We start from the raw sequence: 17037 nt of genomic DNA on the forward strand, positions 1-17037 counted from the left end.
CGTGAACCTCTTGGCCAGCCCTATCGCGGTCGCCTCGGTCAGTTTTCTTCTGGCTGCGGTGACCACCATGGTGCTGGTCCCCCAAGTGCGCCGGATGGGGCTTCGCTTCGGGTGGACCGATCAGCCCGATGAGCGCAAGCAGCATGTCACCCCCATGGTCAGGCTGGGGGGCATTGCCATGGTGCTGGGCTTTGGAACGGCTTTGGCGGCGGTCTGGTCCATGGGGGGCTTCGGCCTGCTGGCGCCGGCCAAGGATCAGCTGATCTGGAGCACCCTGGCCGGTTCGCTCTGCTTTTTTCTGATTGGCCTGGCGGACGACCTCTTCGCCCTCTCTCCCTGGCCGCGGCTGGCTGGACAGGTTGCCGTGGCTTGTGCCGTCTGGAGCCAGGGCGTTCGGATTGGAGCGATCGATCTTCCCTGGTTCACTGCTTCAGCCGGTCCGATTGCTCTGCCCGACAGCCTCAGCCTGCTGGCCACCGTTGTTTGGCTGGTGGGAATCACCAACGCCATTAACTGGCTGGATGGCCTCGATGGCCTTGCTGCGGGAGTGGCTGGCATTGCCGCCGTCGGCCTGGTGTCTGTCAGCTTTTCGCTGCATCAGGTGGCTGCCGGATTCCTTGCCGCAGCGCTGGCGGGCTGCTGCCTGGGCTTCCTGCGCCACAACTTCAACCCCGCCCGCATCTTCATGGGGGATGGGGGCTCTTACTTCCTCGGCTTCACCCTCGCCGCCGTGAGCATCGTGGGGCCCGCCAAGGGGCTCACGACGGTGAGCCTGCTGCTGCCGTTGCTGATTCTTTCGTTGCCCCTGGCCGACATGTCGGCCGTGATCATGGGCCGTCTGAGGGAAGGCCGTTCCCCCTTCTATCCCGATCGGCGTCACCTCCATCACCGCCTGTTGCGCGCTGGGTTCAGTCATCGGCGCACGGTGCTGTTGATCTACGTCTTCACCCAGTGGCTTGCTGCCCTGGCCCTGGTGGTGGCCAATGCCGAGATGCGCTTCCTCTGGCTGGCTTTGGCCACGGCTATCCTCGTGGCAACGGTGGTGATCAGCCGTCGCCAGCTGCAACATGAGCGAGCTCTGTTGAACACCAACCCTTGCTCCCCCCCTGTTGACCCTGCGGCCCTTGGCGAACCGCGTGGCTGAATCGGGTGTTGAAATCCTGTGCGTGGGCACAGAGCTGTTGCTGGGGGACATCCTCAACGGCAATGCCCGATGGATTGCCGAACAGTTGGCGGGTCTGGGGCTGCCGCATTACCGCCAAACCGTTGTTGGCGACAACAAAGAGCGTTTGATCTCTGCCGTACGCGAGGCATCGCAGCGCTGCAGGGTTCTGGTGACGACTGGAGGTTTGGGCCCAACCCCCGATGACCTCACCACCGAGGCCCTGGCCGCTGCTTTCGACACTCCTTTGGAAGAGCGGCCCGAACTCTGGCTGGAGATCCAGCAGAAGTTATCGGCAGGTGGCCGGCCTGTTGCTTCCAACAACCGCAGCCAGGCTTATCTGCCCCGTGGCGCGGAGGTTCTTCCCAATCCAAAGGGGTCGGCACCGGGAATGATCTGGTCTCCCCGGCCTGATTTCACGATTCTCACCTTCCCGGGGGTGCCTGCGGAAATGCGGGCGATGTGGATGGAAACGGCCGCCCCGTGGCTTCAAGCCAATGGTGGGGCGTCCGGTGTATTTGTGAGCCGTCAGCTCCGCTTCAGCGGCATTGGCGAATCCGATCTGGCTGAGCGCGTTGCCGATTTATTGGAGTCGACCAACCCAACGGTGGCTCCCTATGCCTCCCTCGGCGATGTGAAATTGCGGCTCACGGCCTGTGCGTCCAGTGCCGATACCGCCGCTCAGCTGTTGGTGCCGCTGGAGGCTGAGCTGCGTCGTCGAACGGGCAATCACTGCTATGGCGTCGATGCCGACAGCCTGGCGTCGGTGGTGATCGACCTGCTCAAGCAACGGCACCAGACGCTGGCGGTGGCGGAGTCCTGCACCGGTGGTGGATTGGCGGCAGCCCTGACGGCTGTTCCAGGCTCGTCGTCGGTTTTCCAGGGTGGTGTCGTCGCTTATAGCAATGCGGTGAAACAGGCTGTGCTTGGGGTTTCTCCGGATCTGCTCACTGCCCATGGCGCTGTTTCACAGCCTGTGGTCGAGGCGATGGCGCGGGCAGCCCGGGAGAAACTCAATTGCGATTGGGCGATTGCCGTCAGCGGCATCGCCGGCCCTGGCGGTGGCAGTGCTGAGAAGCCGGTGGGCTTGGTGCACCTGGCCTTGGCTGGTCCCGATGGCTGTGAGGCCTGGGTTCAGCATTTCGGTGAGCGGCGGGGTCGTGAGGCCATTCAGAGGATGAGCGTGATCCGCGGCTTGGACCGTCTGCGTCTTCGCTTGCTCGCTCAGGTTTAGGGTCAACGGTTCTTGCGGCTGAACTGTTGAGTTCCGGCACCCTCTACGACAAGGTGTGGGACCTGCATCGGGTGGCGGAGCTCCCCGGCGGATCCACCCAATTGTTTGTCGGTCTGCATCTAATCCATGAGGTCACCAGTCCTCAGGCCTTCTCGGCGTTGAAGGACAAGGGGCTGACGGTGCGCTGTCCTGAGCGCACGGTGGCCACGGTGGACCACATCGTTCCGACCACGTCTCAGCAACGGCCGTTCGCCGATCCTTTGGCGGAGGAGATGCTCAGCACCTTGGAGCGGAACTGCCAGGAGCACGGCATCCCTCTCAACAACATCGGCAGCGGCCGGCAGGGCATCGTTCATGTGATTGCCCCGGAGCTGGGCCTGACCCAGCCGGGCATGACTGTGGCCTGCGGTGATTCCCACACCTCCACGCACGGCGCCTTCGGTGCGATCGCCTTCGGGATCGGCACCAGTCAGGTGCGCGATGTGTTGGCCAGCCAGAGCCTGGCCATGAACAAGCTCAAGGTGCGCCGGATTCAGGTGAATGGCCGGCTCGCCGAGGGCGTGTCGGCGAAGGACTTGGTCCTGCATGTGATTCGCCACCTGGGGGTGAAGGGCGGCGTTGGCTACGCCTATGAGTTCGCCGGCTCTGCCATTGAGGCGTTGTCGATGGAAGAGCGGATGACACTCTGCAACATGGCGATCGAGGGGGGAGCCCGTTGCGGTTACGTCAATCCCGATCAGGTCACCTTTGACTATCTGAAAGGTCGTCCCCATGCCCCCGAGGGTGAGGCCTGGAATCGTGCTGTCGCCTGGTGGAGCTCCCTGGCCACGGATGCCAACGCAACGGTCGACGATGAGGTGGTGTTTGACGCCGCTGCGATTCCACCCACGGTGACCTGGGGCATTACCCCGGGCCAGGGACTGGGGATCGATGACACTGTGCCAAGCCTTGATCAGCTGGATCCAGGCGAGCGTCCGATTGCTGAGGAGGCTTACCGCTACATGGATCTCCAGCCGGGAACGGCGATTGCAGGGGTGCCTGTGGATGTCTGTTTCATCGGCAGCTGCACCAATGGTCGTCTCAGCGATCTGCGTGCTGCTGCCGATGTGGCCCGTGGGCGCCAGGTGGCTGAAGGCATCAAGGCGTTTGTGGTTCCCGGTTCGGAGCAGGTGGCGAAGGCTGCTGAAGCAGAAGGGCTGGATGCGGTGTTCCGTGCCGCAGGTTTTGAGTGGCGGGAGCCCGGCTGCTCGATGTGTCTGGCGATGAATCCGGATCGGCTGGAGGGGCGTCAGATCAGCGCCAGCTCCAGCAACCGCAATTTCAAGGGTCGGCAGGGATCGGCCAGTGGCCGGACCTTGTTGATGAGTCCTGCCATGGTGGCTGCAGCTGCCGTGAACGGTCGTGTGACCGATGTCCGTACTTTGATTTCTCCGTCCGCATCGTGATGGCTCTCTTCCCGACTGGTCCGATTCAACAGGTGAGTGGAACGGCCATCGCCGTTCCCGGTGAAGACATCGACACGGATCGGATCATTCCGGCACGGTTCCTCAAATGCGTGAGTTTCGAGGCGCTGGGTGACCAGGTGTTTGCCGACGATCGCCTTGAACTCTCCGGTGAGCATCCCTTTGATCAGGCCCGTTATCAGGGTGCCTCGATCCTGGTGGTGAACGGCAATTTCGGCTGCGGTTCCAGCCGTGAGCATGCCCCTCAGGCGTTGATGCGCTGGGGAATTCGCGCGGTGGTTGGGGTGAGTTTTGCCGAGATTTTCTACGGCAACTGCCTCGCCCTTGGCATTCCCTGTGCAACGGCCGCTCCAGAGCAGATCAAGGCGATTCAGGCCCAGGTGGATGGCGATCCGGGGCGCTCCTGGAGCCTCGATCTTGCCGGTTTGCAACTGACCTCAGCCGACTCCAGTTGGCCTGTGTCGATCGATCCCGGCCCTCTGGACATGCTGCGCAGCGGTCGTTGGGATGCAACGTCCCAGCTCCTGGACCATGGCCCCCAGGTTGCGGAATTGATGCAAACACTGCCCTACATCAACCAGTTCGCCGCCGAGTAACAGCCAAGCGCGACTCCTGTGTCTATGAAAGAGATAGGAGGTTGCATTTGGAGGTTGGATCTCAATGGCCCATTTGCTTTCGCGGTTGTTGTTGCCGTTGGCGCCCCTGTTGGTTGTTGCCGGAGTGGCTCCCGTTGGTGCCGTTCCGCTTCAGATTGAGCCCCATGATCCGTTGGACCGCAGCTGTCCAGGCTGTGACCTCCGCGAGGCGGATTTCCGTCAGGCCCATCTGATCGGCGCAGATTTCCGAGGCAGTGATCTGCGCGGCGCCGATCTGCGGGAGGCGAATCTGGAAGGTGCTGACCTGACGGGAGCGTTGCTGGAAGGTGCTGACCTGCGGGGAGCCAACCTCACCAATGCTGAGCTGTCCGGAGTGGACTTGCGCAATGCCGATCTGCGGGAGGCTCAGGTGATCAATGCCTATGCACCGAACGTGCGGACCTCCGGCATGCGTTATGCCGGAGCTTCACTGTTCGGCAGCGATCTGATCATTGGGGGTGGTGATTGATCAGAAGGGTCGATCCGCGTTGGTCGTTTCCATCCAGTTCGTTGGGGTGTAGGGCACAAACGGCACACCTGTGCCCTTGAAGTCAAAGTCGTTGAGCCGGAAGCGAATGCCACCAATGCCCTTGTAAGGATTGAAGTAGACCCCCACGTCGTAGCTGCGCCGTTGCCAGCGCAATTCGATGTTGGAGTTGACGGTGCTGCCGTAGAACTTCGAACCGGGATCGACGTTGTAGCTGACGCCGGTGCTCAGCACGACCGGCCCAACAATCTGTTGGGTGAGGCCAACCCCAAGGGTGGCGAGATCGACGTTGCGATCGAAGGTGAAAGGGCTGTCGCCGTTTTTCAGGGAGCCGCTGCCGACGATGGAGATCTGCGTGAAATCGAGGAAGGGCTTGCTGAAGGTGCCCAGGGTGATGGTGGGGCCTCCGCTGAGACTCAGGGTCTCCTGGTGACGGCCATCGCCGTACACAGCAATCGAGGTGTTGACGTTGGTGTTCAGGCTCAGCCCCGGAACGATGGGAACGGGGGAATAGCGGTAAGCCGCGGTTGGGATGAGCTCCGCTGTCTTCCCCTTGAGCAAAGGAATCTTGCTGGTAAGGGAGGCGAACAAGCTGCCTCGCCCACTGCGCAAACGGCGGTTGCTGTTGAAGCGGTCGGCGTCGTAGTCCCCGACGGCACCGCGAATGAGGTAGCCGTGATCCACTTCGCCTGTCGACCATCTGCCCTTGGTCTGGGCATAGACGCCGTAGGCCGCATTGATATCGGTTTCACCGAGGGAGCCATTCCAGGTGCGGTAGCGGTAGGCCCCGAACAGATTGGTGCTCAGCACGCCCAAGCTGCCCAAGTCGATATCGCGCCCGAAGCTTCCCCAATAGCGGTTGCTGCTGAGGATGTCCGCGGGGTCGAAGCTGCTGATGTCGGCATCGACATTCAGTTTGTAGTTCCCGTAGCGGCCGCGCAGTTTGGCGTCCAAGCCAAACAAATCAGCGGCGCTGTTGAAGTCGCCGTCAATGGCGCGCTGCACCATGAACTGGGGTTGAACGGACAGTTCCGTACTCGTACCGATGGTGAGTGGCTTGAGGTTGCGTCCCACAAAAAGGCCATCACGGTCCCGGTTGTCGATGCCAACAACGAAGCGGTTCTCCACTTCCTCTTCCTCCTGGATGAGCTGTCGACGGGTGACCGGGATGGGCAGCCGCTCTTCAACGATCAGCCGGTTGCGCCGTGCCGAGATCAGCACATCGCCATTGGCTTGCTCGCGGGCGATCACATCCTCTGCATCGATTCTGGTTTGTGCCGGCGTGAAGGGATCGTTGCTGAAGCCCATGCGGTCAGCTTCCCAGCCATCCGCCGTGATCAGGATCTTCGAGGCTTGCACCCTCCAGCGGCTGATCGTGCCGTTGAGGAAATTCGTGCTTCCAAGGCTCTTCAGTTGGGGAACTTTGACCACGCCAAAGCGGTTTTCATCCCTGACCGAGGAATTCAGGCGTTGAACGGGGATGCCGCTGCGCCGCTCGATGCTGAAGCTGCCCTTGAGGTCGACGTCTGAGATGCGTTGGTCGATCCTGGCGATCGCTTCGGTCCGCATGGCCTGTTGCTGGGCTGGCGGAATCGTGGGTTGCTCTGTTGTGCCTCCGCTGCTGACATGGCGTTGGGGGCGTCCTCCATCGCCGAGGGCAACCGAGTCAAGACGCTCGGAGAGGGAGGAGGACTTGACGCGTTGACCGCTATCCGGGTCATCACACTCCGGCAGGGGCGGCATCATGGCGCTCTCCGGCTTGGGTGTTTCCCGTCCCCAGCGGTAGCGCACGCCAAGCAGGTAGGCATTGCTGCCCTCAGAGACGCCGCTGTAGGTGCCGAATGCACCGGAGCGATGGTGAATCCGTCCAACGACTGATAAGTCGGAGGAGATTGCCGCTTCAAGCTCTACACCGAGATAATTAAGCAGTTGGGTGTAATTTTTACGAAATGTTTTCTCGTAAAGGCTGAGATTGGTGTTGTAGCTGATGCCTTCCAAGACGCTAAAGCTCAGCCAGGGTTGTAGCCAAATGCGCGCCCCAATCCCAACGATCCCTTCCCCAAAGCTCTGTTTGGCGAGATCGGCATATGGCTTGTCTTGGTTGAATTTTCCCCCTGATTGTCGTTGAGCGATGTGGCTGAACAGGTCAGCCTCAACTTCAATGGCCAATGGACCAGCGCGCATAATCCGTTTCTGCACGCCGACGCCCAGCACCGCTTCAGGTCTCATTCGACCGTTGAGCAGGAAGGTGTCACCGAAGTTGGCATCAATCATCTGCCCGCCCCAGGCCGTTACTGCCCAAGGTTGTGGATGCCAGTCGGGAACCGGAGGAAGCAGTGGCGGACAGGCCACGGTCGGCATGTCGTCACGGCTGGCTGGCGTGGCTGACTCCGGTGGGGCTGATGTTGCTCGAGAGCTCGTTAACGGATTGGTGAGGGGCTCTTCAAGGTCGATGACCCCATAGACATCGTTGAGCTGCCCTTCGTTTTGGACGAGGTTGTAGCGAAAGCTCGACGCTTGAAAAAACTGATTGCCGCGCCTGAAACGAACGGCGCCTCGGGCGTAGAGCGTGCGGTAGGCCGCATCAAATTCGATCCGATCGGCGTGCAGTTCGGCGTTCCCGAGCCAAACAGAAACGTTGCCTTCGGCAATCGTGGCCTTCGACTTTGTATCGGTGTATTGGCGGTCAGCTCGAACGTTCAGGCTCGCTGGTGCTGAAGCAACTTTCTCTGGCCTTGATTCATCCGAACCTGCCACTGCTGGCAACACGGACATCGACCCTGTGATCAGGGTTCCGGCCAATATAAAGAGAAGGCGGTGCGCCGCCAAGGCAATGCTGCTGCGGCCCATGAGCTTGGCAGCTCAATTCAGAAATAACGCTCCGTTCAGACCAGTGTGTGGCGCGGTCTGAACGGAGCGTTGAATCAATCTTCCAGGTCTTTGCGGCTAGGGGTGCGGCTTGGATCGCTCGCAAGGAACCCGAACACAAAGATGCCGAGGAAGAAGAAGACGACCGAGTAAACGGAGATCTTGAGGGCGAGCATGGAGACCGACCGGCGTCTGTGACAAGGGCATCATCCTATGGGGCATGACAGCGTCAGCAGGGGAATGAACCCTGATCAAGTCGGTCGATCGGAGTGGATTGAAACGTTTCGCAGTCGCTCGCGGCGTGATCTGCGTGCCGGTTGGCGCCGCTCAGGCGCCGCCCAGGCAGGGTTTTTTCTCGACGAAAGCTGGGGAGCAACGCACCGGCCGGACTGGGCCAAGCGCGGCCTGCTGATCTGGCCCAGGGGACGCCAATGGTTGCGTCTTGAGCAGCGGTTGAGCTGGCCTGATGGCTGGAATGACAGTGATTCCTGCCGTGCCCGGCTGGTGCTGAGCTGGTGGGCCGAGCAGATGCGTCTCTGGGTGGATGGCGTGCTGGTCCATGAGGGGGATCTGTTCGATACCGCCTGTCGCTGGCCGCTGCCTGGGAGTTGTCGTCAGGGGGCTGAACTGGATCTTGTGCTGGAGCTCTGCAGCCCCCTGCATGACGATGGAGCTCTGATCAGCAGCCATCTCGACCTGGAGCCGCAGACCGCAGGCTCCGATCCCGAGGGCACGCTGTTGCCTGCGGCCCTGGAGCTGCATCTGGCGGCGGACGGAGACCTGCCGCCGCATTGGGCGGAGCTGGATCCCAGCGGTACAGAGGCGCAGGCTGCTGTTGCAGCTCACCTGCACCAGGCAGAGCCGCCACGGGGGTTGTTGCATTGGCTGGGTCATGCCCATCTCGATCTGGCTTGGCTTTGGCCGGTCGCTGACACCTGGCAGGCCGCTGAACGCACCTTCCGATCAACGTTGGCGTTGATGCGTCGCTGGCCCGAGCTGCGCTTTGCCCATTCCACGCCGGCGCTTTATGCCTGGATGGAGCAACATCGACCTGCTCTATTTGCTGAGATCCAGGCGGCCAGCCGAGCCGGCCGCTGGGAACCGATCAATGGCCCCTGGGTGGAGACCGACTGTGTGCTGGTCAGCACGGCGTCGTTGTGGAATCAGTTCGCGCTCGGTCAGGACGACAGCCGCCGCCGCTTCCCGGAATGGACCCATGAACTGGCCTGGTTGCCGGACAGCTTTGGCTTCGCTGCTGGCCTGCCTGCCATGGCGTCAGCCACCGGTGTTCGCTGGTTCTGCACCCACAAGCTGGCCTGGAATGCTGACAACCCTTTCCCCCACCGTTTGTTCCGCTGGCGCGCACGGGGACGTTCGGAACTGCACAGCCTGATGCTGCCGCCGATCGGGCGCCGCGCCGATCCCTTGGAGCTGCTGGACGAGCAGCGGGCCTGGCATCAGACCACGGGGCTGGAGGCGGCGCTCTGGATTCCAGGCGTTGGTGATCACGGTGGTGGTCCCACCGAGGAGTTGCTGGAGCAGATCGAGCTCTGGGAAGGGCAAGCGGCCGCCTTGCCCACCCGAGCCGGCACGGTGCGGGAGTTCTTGGCCGAGCTGGAGCAGGGTGATCAGGCCTGGCCTGTGTGGCGAGATGAGCTTTTCCTGGAGTTGCACCGCGGTTGCGCCACCAGCCGTCCTGATCAGAAGCGCCACAACCGAACGCTTGAACGACTCTTGCGGGAGGCTGATGCAGTCTCAGCCCTGTTGGCGATTGCAGGTCGCGACAGCGGCAGCAGCGATTGGCGCCCGCTGTTGTTCCAGCAGTTTCACGACATCCTTCCGGGAACCTCGATCCCGGAGGTGTTTGACCAGGCGGAACCGGTCTGGCGCTCGGCCCGGCGCCAGGCCCGCCAGGAACGCGATCGGCGGCTGGCAAGGCTGCCGCGCCCGGAGGACACAGCAGCGGTGTGGAGTTGGTGGGGGCTGCAGCCCTTGGCGTCCTGGTCGCCTTTGGTTCGCCTCCCGGCGGGATCGTGGTCGGCCGACGCCGTTTCACTGCCGCAGCAAAACGCCGCTGCTGGTGGTACCTGGGTGCAGCTACCGCCTCAGCACGGGATTTGTTCGGTGCCGCTCCGGCGTGAGCCAGGCTTGACGCCCTGTGCGGCTGAGCCCCGTCAGGCTGTGGTCATCACGCCGTTGGAGGCGGGAGCTTGGCGGGTGGGCAATGGTCTGATCGAGCTCGATGTCTCCTCGGCCGGACTGCTGGCTTTGCGGGATGGCGATGGACGGGATCAGTTGTCGTCTTCCCTGCAGTTGGAGCGCTATCGGGACCGGGGCGAATTCTGGGATGCCTGGGATCTTGCGACGGACTACCGATCTCAGCCCCTGGGTGTTCTATGTGCGGATTGCCTGGAGTGGCTCGACAAGGGCCCCCTAGTTGCACATCTGGTGCTGCGCCGCCAGCTCGGTGCCAGTTGCATGCGTCTGGACCTGCGGCTGAAGGCCGACACGCCCTGGCTGGAGCTGATTTGCGGTATCGACTGGCGCCAGACCCATGAGTTGCTGCGTCTTGAGCTGCCGCTGGCGACCCCCGCCGTCCGCATCGCTGCCGACACCAGTGGAGGGGTGATCGAACGCCCCGCTGCACCGATGACGGCTCGGGAACAAGCCCGTTGGGAAGTGCCTGTGATCTCCTGGTTCGCCTCGCAGTCGGCGGCTCCCGGAGGCGGGATGGCTGTGTTGCTGGACGGCCCCCAGGGTGTGGATTGGTCTTCAGGCCGACTTGGCATTTCGCTGCTGCGGGGCCCGACCTGGCCAGATCCCAGCGCCGATCAGGGGTGGCATCGCCAGCGCTTGGCCCTAATGCCGTTCGCCGGCTCATGGAGCGATGCCGGTGTGTCGCAGGCGGCCATTGCCTTTCGTGAGCCCGGGTGGTGTGCGGACTTGCCTGCAGAGCAGCGTCAATGGTTTCCATCGCTGCCGCTTCCACTCACGCCGGTGGGGTTGGAGCGCCATGCCGATGGTTGCGTGCTGAAGCTGCTCAATTCAGGATCAACGCGTTGCCGCTGGACCCCTGGAGCGGGGTGGAGGGTCCGCAGGGAAGCCGACTCAATGGCCGCTTCTGCCGTGGTGATCACCCCAGGAGAACTCGTCTCCCTGGTGGTGGATCAGTCCTCGTGATCGTCGAACGGGTCGTCGAGTGCTTTTGATGGAGGGCCAAAGGCCTGATACACGCCAAATCCGGTGAGTCCGAACAAAACGGCGAGCACGCCAATGGCGACGGACAGGGCTGGGGACGACGTTTCCATCACATCTCTCGACAGGATCAACCCCGAACCGGAGTCGGCCCCTACAGTATCGAGACTTCAAACCACCCGAGACCCGGCGTCGCCATGGCACAACGCACCCGTCTGGGAGACCTTCTCCGTCCACTGAACTCCGAGTACGGCAAAGTGGTTCCCGGATGGGGCACCACTCCCGTGATGGGCATCTTCATGGTGCTGTTCCTGGTATTTCTGCTGGTGATTCTTCAGCTGTACAACAAGTCCCTCATCCTGGAGGGCATCAACGTGAACTGGAACGGCCTCGGCTGATCTGCACCCATGAACATCTTCGGCGTCGGTCTCCCCGAAATGGCGGTTATCGGCGCCGTTGCCTTGTTGGTTTTCGGGCCGAAACGCCTGCCCGAGCTTGGTCGGACTCTTGGTAAAACCCTGAAGGGCTTCCAATCTGCCTCCAAGGAATTCGAACGCGAGATCAACAAAGCCATGGCTGAACCGGAAGTTTCCGGTGAGGCTGCGAAGCCTGTTGAAGAACTTCCCCCCAGCGACTGAGTCGTTCCAGCGGTATGACCACTGATCTCAAGCTGGTGGTGGGTCTGGGAAATCCGGGTGCGAAATACGCCGGCACCCGTCACAACATCGGCTTCATGGCCCTAGAGCTTTTGGGTGAGCGCTCTGGGTTCAGTTTTCGTCAGCAGGCCAAGTTGCACGGTCTTGCAGCCGATACAGGGGTTGGTGAGCAGCGGCTGCGCTTGCTGATGCCTCAGACCTACATGAATGACAGCGGTCGTGCCATTCGTGCGGCTCTCGATTGGTTCGGCCTGGAGCCTCACCAATTGCTGGTGCTGGTGGACGACATGGATCTTCCGCTGGGTCGTTTGCGGTTGCGGGCCCAGGGCAGTGCCGGCGGGCACAACGGTTTGCGCAGCACCATTCAGCATCTCGGGACCCAGGCGTTCCCCAGGCTGCGGATCGGCATTGGTGCGCCGGCTGAGAACCCTGCCGAACGCCGCGCCCGAACGGTGTCCCATGTTCTTGGTCCGTTCAGCAAGGCGGAGCAACCCTGTGTCGGCGCTGTGCTCGATGCTGTTCTGGATGGGATTCAACGTCTTCAGCGCCAGAGCTTTGAGCGCGCTGGAACCTGGATCAACGGGTTCCGCTATGACCTGGAGTCGGTCGACTGATGCCGGCACTTCCGGCGACAACGGCCCATTTGCGGGTGCTCCGCCAGTGTTTTCAAGCCAAGTGCGTGGAGGGTGAAGTTTCTGCTGGAGGGTTTGAGTGGCAGTTCTCCTGGGCCTTTGATCGCGGTGAACTGGTGGTGGAGCCATCCCTGGGACGTGCCCTGATCGAGGATGCCCTGCGGCGGTTTCTGGTGCGTTCTGATTACAGGCTGGAGCCGGGGGGTGATTACACCTTCATGGTCCGGGCCAGGTTCTGAGCGAGAACGTGGGAGCAGGCTCAGGCCATTTCAGGCGGTATTGCAGGTGCTCCTCAAGCATCACCAAAGCTGCAACAGCATCCAGATCCACCGGTGGAATGCGCAGTCCTGCCGGCAGCATCCGTCGCCAACCTCGAGCCGGCCACAGCGCCCAGTAACGCTGTCTCGCCCGCAGGGTTGTTCCCTGCTCCGGAACCACGGTGAGCTGGCCCAGCCGCTCCAGTCGCTGGATCCAGGCTCGGCTTCCCGTGCCATCCCCGATCAGGATGCGATCGAGAGCTTGGTCTTGATTCCACTGCTCCAGCCAGGGTTCAACGGCCTCCGGGGCCAGCACATGCCCTTCTTGCACGAGGCCGAGCTGAAGATCGGCAAGCACAAGACCACATTTGCAGCGGCCTGGATCGAGGACGGCCACCCGTTTCATGGGGAGGCCTGAATGATGACGACGACAGGGTCGGCACTGTCGCTGACCCGTGCGGAAATCACGTTCAAGACCACGCTTTGGCTGGGTCCTTCCATCAGGGTCTGGGCCAGTTGGGAGAGGGCTGATCCATCGAACTGAAGGCCTTCGGTCAGGGATCCTCGCCGCTGCACCTCGGCATAGGCCGAGGCCAGGAGAAGGTTCAACCGTGTGCGAATGCCCTCTGGTGTGCGTTCATCCGGTTGCAGTGTGGTGGTGGCCAGCACGTCTCCGCGTTGGGTCACCGGCCGGTTCGGACGCACCTCGGGGAAGGCATACACCGCTGTTTCGCCTCGCAGCACATTGGTGGCTGAGCGCAGCGAGATCACCCAGGTCTCCGGTTTGCGGATGATGCTTTGCAGGCGTTCCACATCGCTGCGCGGAACGCGGATCAACTGGCGTTCGGGTGCTTCGCCAGGTCGCACTTTCCCGTAGGCGTTGAGATTGGCCTCCTGCAACAGCCTGTCGACAGCCTGTTTGGCCTGGTCCGGCTCATCGAGTCGAACCGTTGCTCTTGCCAAGGTCTGTCCGCTGCTGATCACCACCGATCCACGCCGCAAGGCGACCAGATTGCGTTCGAGTTCTTTGAGTTCCTGCTCACCGGCACGGATGCGGCTGCGAACGCTGTTGAGTTCGGCTTCCGTGCGCTGGATGTCCGCATCGCGGGAGGCGATGTCCTGGCTGAGGCGTTCACGTTCTGCTTCGAGTTGGGCCAGCTCCTTCTGAAGAGGAGCCAGTTCGAGGCGCAGGGTGTTGGCCCGTTGCTGTGATTGCTCGAGCTCAATGGCGATCCGTTTGGTTTCCGTTCGGGTCTTGTCCCGTTCCCGCTCGGCTGCCTTCAGCTGCTGACGGCTGTCCTGGAGTTTCTGCTGCAGGGCATCCAGTTCAAACAAACCCACCCGCAACTGCCGGCTCACCAGAAGCATCAGGCCAAGTGAGAGTGCGCTGATCAGGCTGCCGGTCAACACCGTGATCAAAACGGCGGTGCGCCGTGGGCGCATGCTGAACAAACTCAGTCGTGCTTTGCCGACGCGGCTGCCCAAGCGGTCGCCCAGGGTCGACAGCACGCCCCCGAGCACCAACAGAACCAGGATCAGTGCCCAGCCGCTCATCGCTGCACAAGTCGGGCGAAGGCAGGCCTAGCTGAAGCGTTTGGCCAGCGCGATCGGATCCAGAACCGTGATTTTCTTGCGGTCAATCTGAACCAGACCGGATTGACGCAAGTCTCCCAGCAGTCGCGTGATTGTGACGCGTGTTGAGCCAATTGCTTCAGCGATGGCCTGATGGGACAGGCGCAGGTCGATGGTGATGCCCAGCTCATCGGCCACGCCGAAGTCCCTGCAAAGCACCAGCAGGAAGCTCACCAGCCGGGATGACATGTCCCGATGGGTGAGGGTTTCAATCATCGTCTCGGTTTGCAGAATCCGGCTGGAGAGACCCTGAAGCAAGCGCAGGCCAACGCTGGTGTCGGCTTCGATGGCGGCCTTCACGGAGGTCGCTGGTGCCGTCACCATTTCGACCCGGGTGAAGGCCACAGCGTGATAGAAGCGGTCGGACCGTTGACCTGTCAGCAGCGACAGCACCCCGAAGAGGCTGTTCTCGCGGAGCAGGGCCACGGTGATTTCTTCTCCCGATTCGTAGACGCGTGACAGACGAACGGCCCCCCGGCGGATCAGGTACACCCGTTCGGCGGGATCTCCGGGGAAAAAGATGGTCTTGTTGCGGTCCACCAGTTCACTGCTGGCGCCATCGAGATCTCGGATGATCTCAAGCAGAGAACGGTTGGCGGGCTCTGCGCTGGGAGCTGGAGCCACCATCTGCGGGGCATATCGGCTGAAACCTCGGCTACTGGTCATGACAACCCCCTGGTGTGGCGAAGCTACGGAGCCGGCGGTGGCTGCCATGTAGCGGTTATTACGTAACGCTGCTGTGCTCGTTGAAGGCCTGGCGTTGCGCCTGCATCAGGGATGTCAATCCCGGCTCTGCTAAGTCCAGCAGCTCATTGAGTTGGCTGCGACTGAAGGGCGCACCCTCCGCAGTTCCCTGGATTTCCAGCAGACGGCCATCGCCGGACTGCACAACGTTTAGGTCCACCTCGGCTCGGCTGTCTTCGCTGTAGTCCAGATCCAGCAAGGCCTGGCCATCCACCAAGCCCACGGATACAGCCGCCACCTGATCGATCAGGGGCGATTGCTCCAGCACTCCCTGGTCCACCAGTGATCGGCAGGCTTGGTCCAGGGCGAGCCAAGCCCCGGTGATTGAGGCCGTCCGGGTGCCAGCGTCCGCTTGGATCACGTCGCAGTCGATCAGCAAGGTGCGCTCCCCTAGGCGCTCCATGTCAATCACGGCGCGCAGGCTTCGGCCGATCAGTCGCTGAATTTCCTGGGTGCGACCCGAGAGTTTCATCAGCTCCCGTGATTGCCGCTGTGGGGTGGATCCGGGCAGCAACCGGTATTCGGCGCTGAGCCATCCCAACCCTTCTCCCTTGCGCCAGCGGGGAACCTTGTCCTCCAAGCAAACGCTACAGAGAACAGCGGTTCGGCCGTTATGAACCACAAGGGAGCTCAAGGCAAAGCCCATGGGATTCCAGGTCACCGAGAACGGTCGCAACTGCTGCGGGCGACGGCCATCAGTGCGTTGTTCAGGGGATTGGCTCATCGGTGGTGTGCAGTTCGTCAAGCCTCGCAGGCGGTTGGTTCTCGCCCTGTCCAAACACCATGGGTGGTGTCAATCCCCTTGTGGAATGTGATCTCGCCGCTACATTCAAGGTCTTGCCGGAGTCTCCCGGACAGATGCTTCCGTGATGACCACAAGCCTCGCCGACCCCCATTCCTTCCAAAATTCCCTGGATCGGGATCAGCAGGCCTTGCAACGGGCGGGCCTGAGGCCCTTGCCTGCCGTCTCTGATCCGCCACCCCTACATCTGGTGGCTCCCGAAGGGCAGCTGCAAGTGCATACGGCGCCTTATCGAGGCAGTTTCGCCAGTGTTCTCAGCCAGGCCATGCGAGCTGCCGGCTTGGGCAGTCGTGTTCTGATCAGTCAGTTCCTCAAAGGGGGCGTGCAGCAGGGACCGGCCGGCCGGGTGCAGCTCTGCGGAGGCCTCGTCTGGCTGCGGCCGGAAGTGCCCCTCTGCCTCTCTTCGCCGGGGCATCCCGGTGGTGCGGAGGCGGTGGCTGAGGTTTGGTCCATCTGCCGTCAGCATCTGATCCAGGGAGATCTCGACCAGCTGGTGTTGGATGAACTCGGCCTTGCCGTGGCCTTCGGATACCTGGATGAAGCGGACGTGATTGCAGCCCTTGAGCAGCGGCCCGCTTCGATGGATGTGATCATCACTGGACCTGCAATCCCCGCCGGTGTGGTGGAGATGGCAGATCAAGTCACGGAGTTGCGGCGAGGTTTCTGATGCTCAAATGCGATCGCTGGATCACTGAACAGGCCGGGCAGGGAATGATCGAGCCATTCCAGAGCGGTTTGGTCCGTCACCTGGAGCCGGAGCAGAAGCTGCGGCCGGTGCTGAGTTTTGGTTGCTCCTCCTACGGCTACGACCTACGCCTTTCTCCCCAGGAATTTCTGATCTTCCGGCATGTTCCAGGCACGGTGATGAACCCCAAGCGGTTCAACCCGGCCAACCTCGAACCCACTCCCCTGCATGAGGATGAAGACGGGCGATATTTCATTCTCCCGGCCCATTCCTATGGCCTCGGTGTGGCCCTGGAGAAGTTGCGGGTTCCCCCCAACATCACCGTGATCTGCTTGGGCAAGAGCACCTATGCCCGCCTTGGAATCATCGTGAATACCACCCCGGCAGAAGCGAGCTGGGAGGGTCACCTCACCCTTGAATTCAGCAACAGTTCCGGTGCTGACTGCCGCATCTATGCCGATGAGGGCATCTGTCAGCTGCTGTTTTTTGAGGGTGATCCCTGCTCGACCACCTACAGCGATCGACAAGGCAAATACCAGCACCAACCGGAACGGGTGACGCTGGCCAAGGTGTAGTTCTCTCTGA

At 62.0% G+C, this 17037-nt stretch carries 19 protein-coding genes; 12 read left to right on the forward strand and 7 right to left on the reverse strand.

All coding sequences use genetic code 11. From position 1 onward, the window contains the following. The first annotated feature begins 1 nt into the window (after nucleotide 1). The 5 genes from SynRS9907_RS01185 to SynRS9907_RS01205 all read left to right on the forward strand — a co-directional run bounded on the left by SynRS9907_RS01185 (nucleotide 2) and on the right by SynRS9907_RS01205 (nucleotide 4963). Complete coding sequence (locus SynRS9907_RS01185; RefSeq protein WP_188021564.1) at nucleotides 2–1144, forward strand: glycosyltransferase family 4 protein; 1143 nt, start codon at nucleotides 2–4, stop codon at nucleotides 1142–1144. Beyond that, complete coding sequence (locus SynRS9907_RS01190) at nucleotides 1137–2396, forward strand: competence/damage-inducible protein A (RefSeq protein ID WP_188022305.1); 1260 nt, start codon at nucleotides 1137–1139, stop codon at nucleotides 2394–2396. Before SynRS9907_RS01185 ends, SynRS9907_RS01190 begins: the two co-directional genes overlap by 8 nt. Nucleotides 2397–2422: 26 nt before the next feature. Beyond that, nucleotides 2423–3841: a 3-isopropylmalate dehydratase large subunit gene (leuC, locus tag SynRS9907_RS01195; RefSeq protein WP_188021565.1), complete on the forward strand. Its 1419-nt coding sequence runs from the start codon at nucleotides 2423–2425 to the stop codon at nucleotides 3839–3841. Next, nucleotides 3841–4455, forward strand: a complete 615-nt coding sequence (locus SynRS9907_RS01200; RefSeq protein WP_188021566.1) for a 3-isopropylmalate dehydratase small subunit 2 — start codon at nucleotides 3841–3843, stop codon at nucleotides 4453–4455. Before leuC ends, SynRS9907_RS01200 begins: the two co-directional genes overlap by 1 nt. A 64-nt stretch (nucleotides 4456–4519) precedes the next feature. Then, entirely contained in the window at nucleotides 4520–4963 is a 444-nt protein-coding gene (locus tag SynRS9907_RS01205) for a pentapeptide repeat-containing protein (protein ID WP_188021567.1), read from the forward strand. Here the strand turns inward: SynRS9907_RS01205 and SynRS9907_RS01210 are convergent, their stop codons facing one another. Both SynRS9907_RS01210 and SynRS9907_RS01215 read right to left on the reverse strand, forming a co-directional pair. Continuing rightward, complete coding sequence (locus SynRS9907_RS01210) at nucleotides 4964–7831, reverse strand: DUF3769 domain-containing protein (RefSeq protein ID WP_255445946.1); 2868 nt, start codon at nucleotides 7829–7831, stop codon at nucleotides 4964–4966. It lies immediately after the preceding gene. Between the two features lie 74 nt (nucleotides 7832–7905). After that, nucleotides 7906–8025 (reverse strand): photosystem II reaction center protein I, encoded by a 120-nt coding sequence (locus SynRS9907_RS01215; RefSeq protein ID WP_006042333.1) that lies wholly within the window; start codon nucleotides 8023–8025, stop codon nucleotides 7906–7908. A gap of 64 nt (nucleotides 8026–8089) precedes the next feature. Between SynRS9907_RS01215 and SynRS9907_RS01220 the strand changes: the two genes are divergently transcribed. After that, nucleotides 8090–11029, forward strand: coding sequence for a glycoside hydrolase family 38 C-terminal domain-containing protein (locus SynRS9907_RS01220; RefSeq protein WP_255445947.1), 2940 nt, complete (start codon nucleotides 8090–8092; stop codon nucleotides 11027–11029). Here the strand turns inward: SynRS9907_RS01220 and psbN are convergent. Then, nucleotides 11017–11157, reverse strand: a complete 141-nt coding sequence (gene psbN / locus SynRS9907_RS01225) for a photosystem II reaction center protein PsbN (protein ID WP_011363291.1) — start codon at nucleotides 11155–11157, stop codon at nucleotides 11017–11019. The two genes, SynRS9907_RS01220 and psbN, sit on opposite strands and share 13 nt — an antisense overlap. 84 nt (nucleotides 11158–11241) lie before the next feature. Here psbN and psbH point away from each other — a divergent pair, with 84 nt between their 5' ends. The 4 genes from psbH to SynRS9907_RS01245 are packed head-to-tail and all read left to right on the forward strand — an operon-like array spanning nucleotide 11242 to nucleotide 12571. Further along, nucleotides 11242–11442: a photosystem II reaction center phosphoprotein PsbH gene (gene psbH / locus SynRS9907_RS01230; RefSeq protein ID WP_006849996.1), complete on the forward strand. Its 201-nt coding sequence runs from the start codon at nucleotides 11242–11244 to the stop codon at nucleotides 11440–11442. A gap of 9 nt (nucleotides 11443–11451) precedes the next feature. Continuing rightward, complete coding sequence (locus SynRS9907_RS01235; RefSeq protein ID WP_115131609.1) at nucleotides 11452–11682, forward strand: TatA/E family twin arginine-targeting protein translocase; 231 nt, start codon at nucleotides 11452–11454, stop codon at nucleotides 11680–11682. Nucleotides 11683–11696: 14 nt separating this feature from the next. Beyond that, nucleotides 11697–12314 (forward strand): aminoacyl-tRNA hydrolase, encoded by a 618-nt coding sequence (gene pth / locus SynRS9907_RS01240; RefSeq protein WP_115161223.1) that lies wholly within the window; start codon nucleotides 11697–11699, stop codon nucleotides 12312–12314. Beyond that, entirely contained in the window at nucleotides 12314–12571 is a 258-nt protein-coding gene (locus SynRS9907_RS01245; protein WP_011363294.1) for a DUF3146 family protein, read from the forward strand. Before pth ends, SynRS9907_RS01245 begins: the two co-directional genes overlap by 1 nt. Here the strand turns inward: SynRS9907_RS01245 and SynRS9907_RS01250 are convergent. The 4 genes from SynRS9907_RS01250 to rph are packed head-to-tail and all read right to left on the reverse strand — an operon-like array spanning nucleotide 12549 to nucleotide 15689. Next, a complete protein-coding gene (locus tag SynRS9907_RS01250; protein ID WP_188021569.1) occupies nucleotides 12549–12995 on the reverse strand; it encodes a resolvase in 447 nt (148 codons plus the stop codon). The genes SynRS9907_RS01245 and SynRS9907_RS01250 overlap by 23 nt on opposite strands. Continuing rightward, on the reverse strand, nucleotides 12992–14143 hold the full coding sequence (locus SynRS9907_RS01255) for a DUF3084 domain-containing protein (protein WP_188021570.1): 1152 nt from the start codon (nucleotides 14141–14143) through the stop codon (nucleotides 12992–12994). The genes SynRS9907_RS01250 and SynRS9907_RS01255 overlap by 4 nt, the downstream gene beginning before the upstream one ends. 27 nt (nucleotides 14144–14170) lie before the next feature. Beyond that, nucleotides 14171–14887 (reverse strand): global nitrogen regulator NtcA, encoded by a 717-nt coding sequence (ntcA, locus tag SynRS9907_RS01260; RefSeq protein WP_006850810.1) that lies wholly within the window; start codon nucleotides 14885–14887, stop codon nucleotides 14171–14173. A 58-nt stretch (nucleotides 14888–14945) separates the two neighbouring features. Further along, a complete protein-coding gene (rph, locus tag SynRS9907_RS01265; RefSeq protein ID WP_188021571.1) occupies nucleotides 14946–15689 on the reverse strand; it encodes a ribonuclease PH in 744 nt (247 codons plus the stop codon). 145 nt (nucleotides 15690–15834) lie between these two features. Between rph and SynRS9907_RS01270 the strand changes: the two genes are divergently transcribed. Together SynRS9907_RS01270 and dcd are read left to right on the forward strand one after the other, a co-directional pair. Then, the gene (locus SynRS9907_RS01270) at nucleotides 15835–16434 is read left to right on the forward strand and encodes a cob(I)yrinic acid a,c-diamide adenosyltransferase (RefSeq protein WP_188021572.1); all 600 of its coding nucleotides are present in this window, start codon (nucleotides 15835–15837) and stop codon (nucleotides 16432–16434) included. Then, nucleotides 16434–17027 carry a dCTP deaminase gene (gene dcd, locus SynRS9907_RS01275; RefSeq protein WP_006849961.1) on the forward strand — a complete coding sequence of 198 codons (594 nt, stop codon included), beginning with the start codon at nucleotides 16434–16436 and terminating at the stop codon, nucleotides 17025–17027. The genes SynRS9907_RS01270 and dcd overlap by 1 nt, the downstream gene beginning before the upstream one ends. The last annotated feature ends 10 nt before the right edge of the window (nucleotides 17028–17037 follow it).

The organism is Synechococcus sp. RS9907 (assembly GCF_014279615.1).
Lineage (GTDB): Bacteria > Cyanobacteriota > Cyanobacteriia > PCC-6307 > Cyanobiaceae > Parasynechococcus.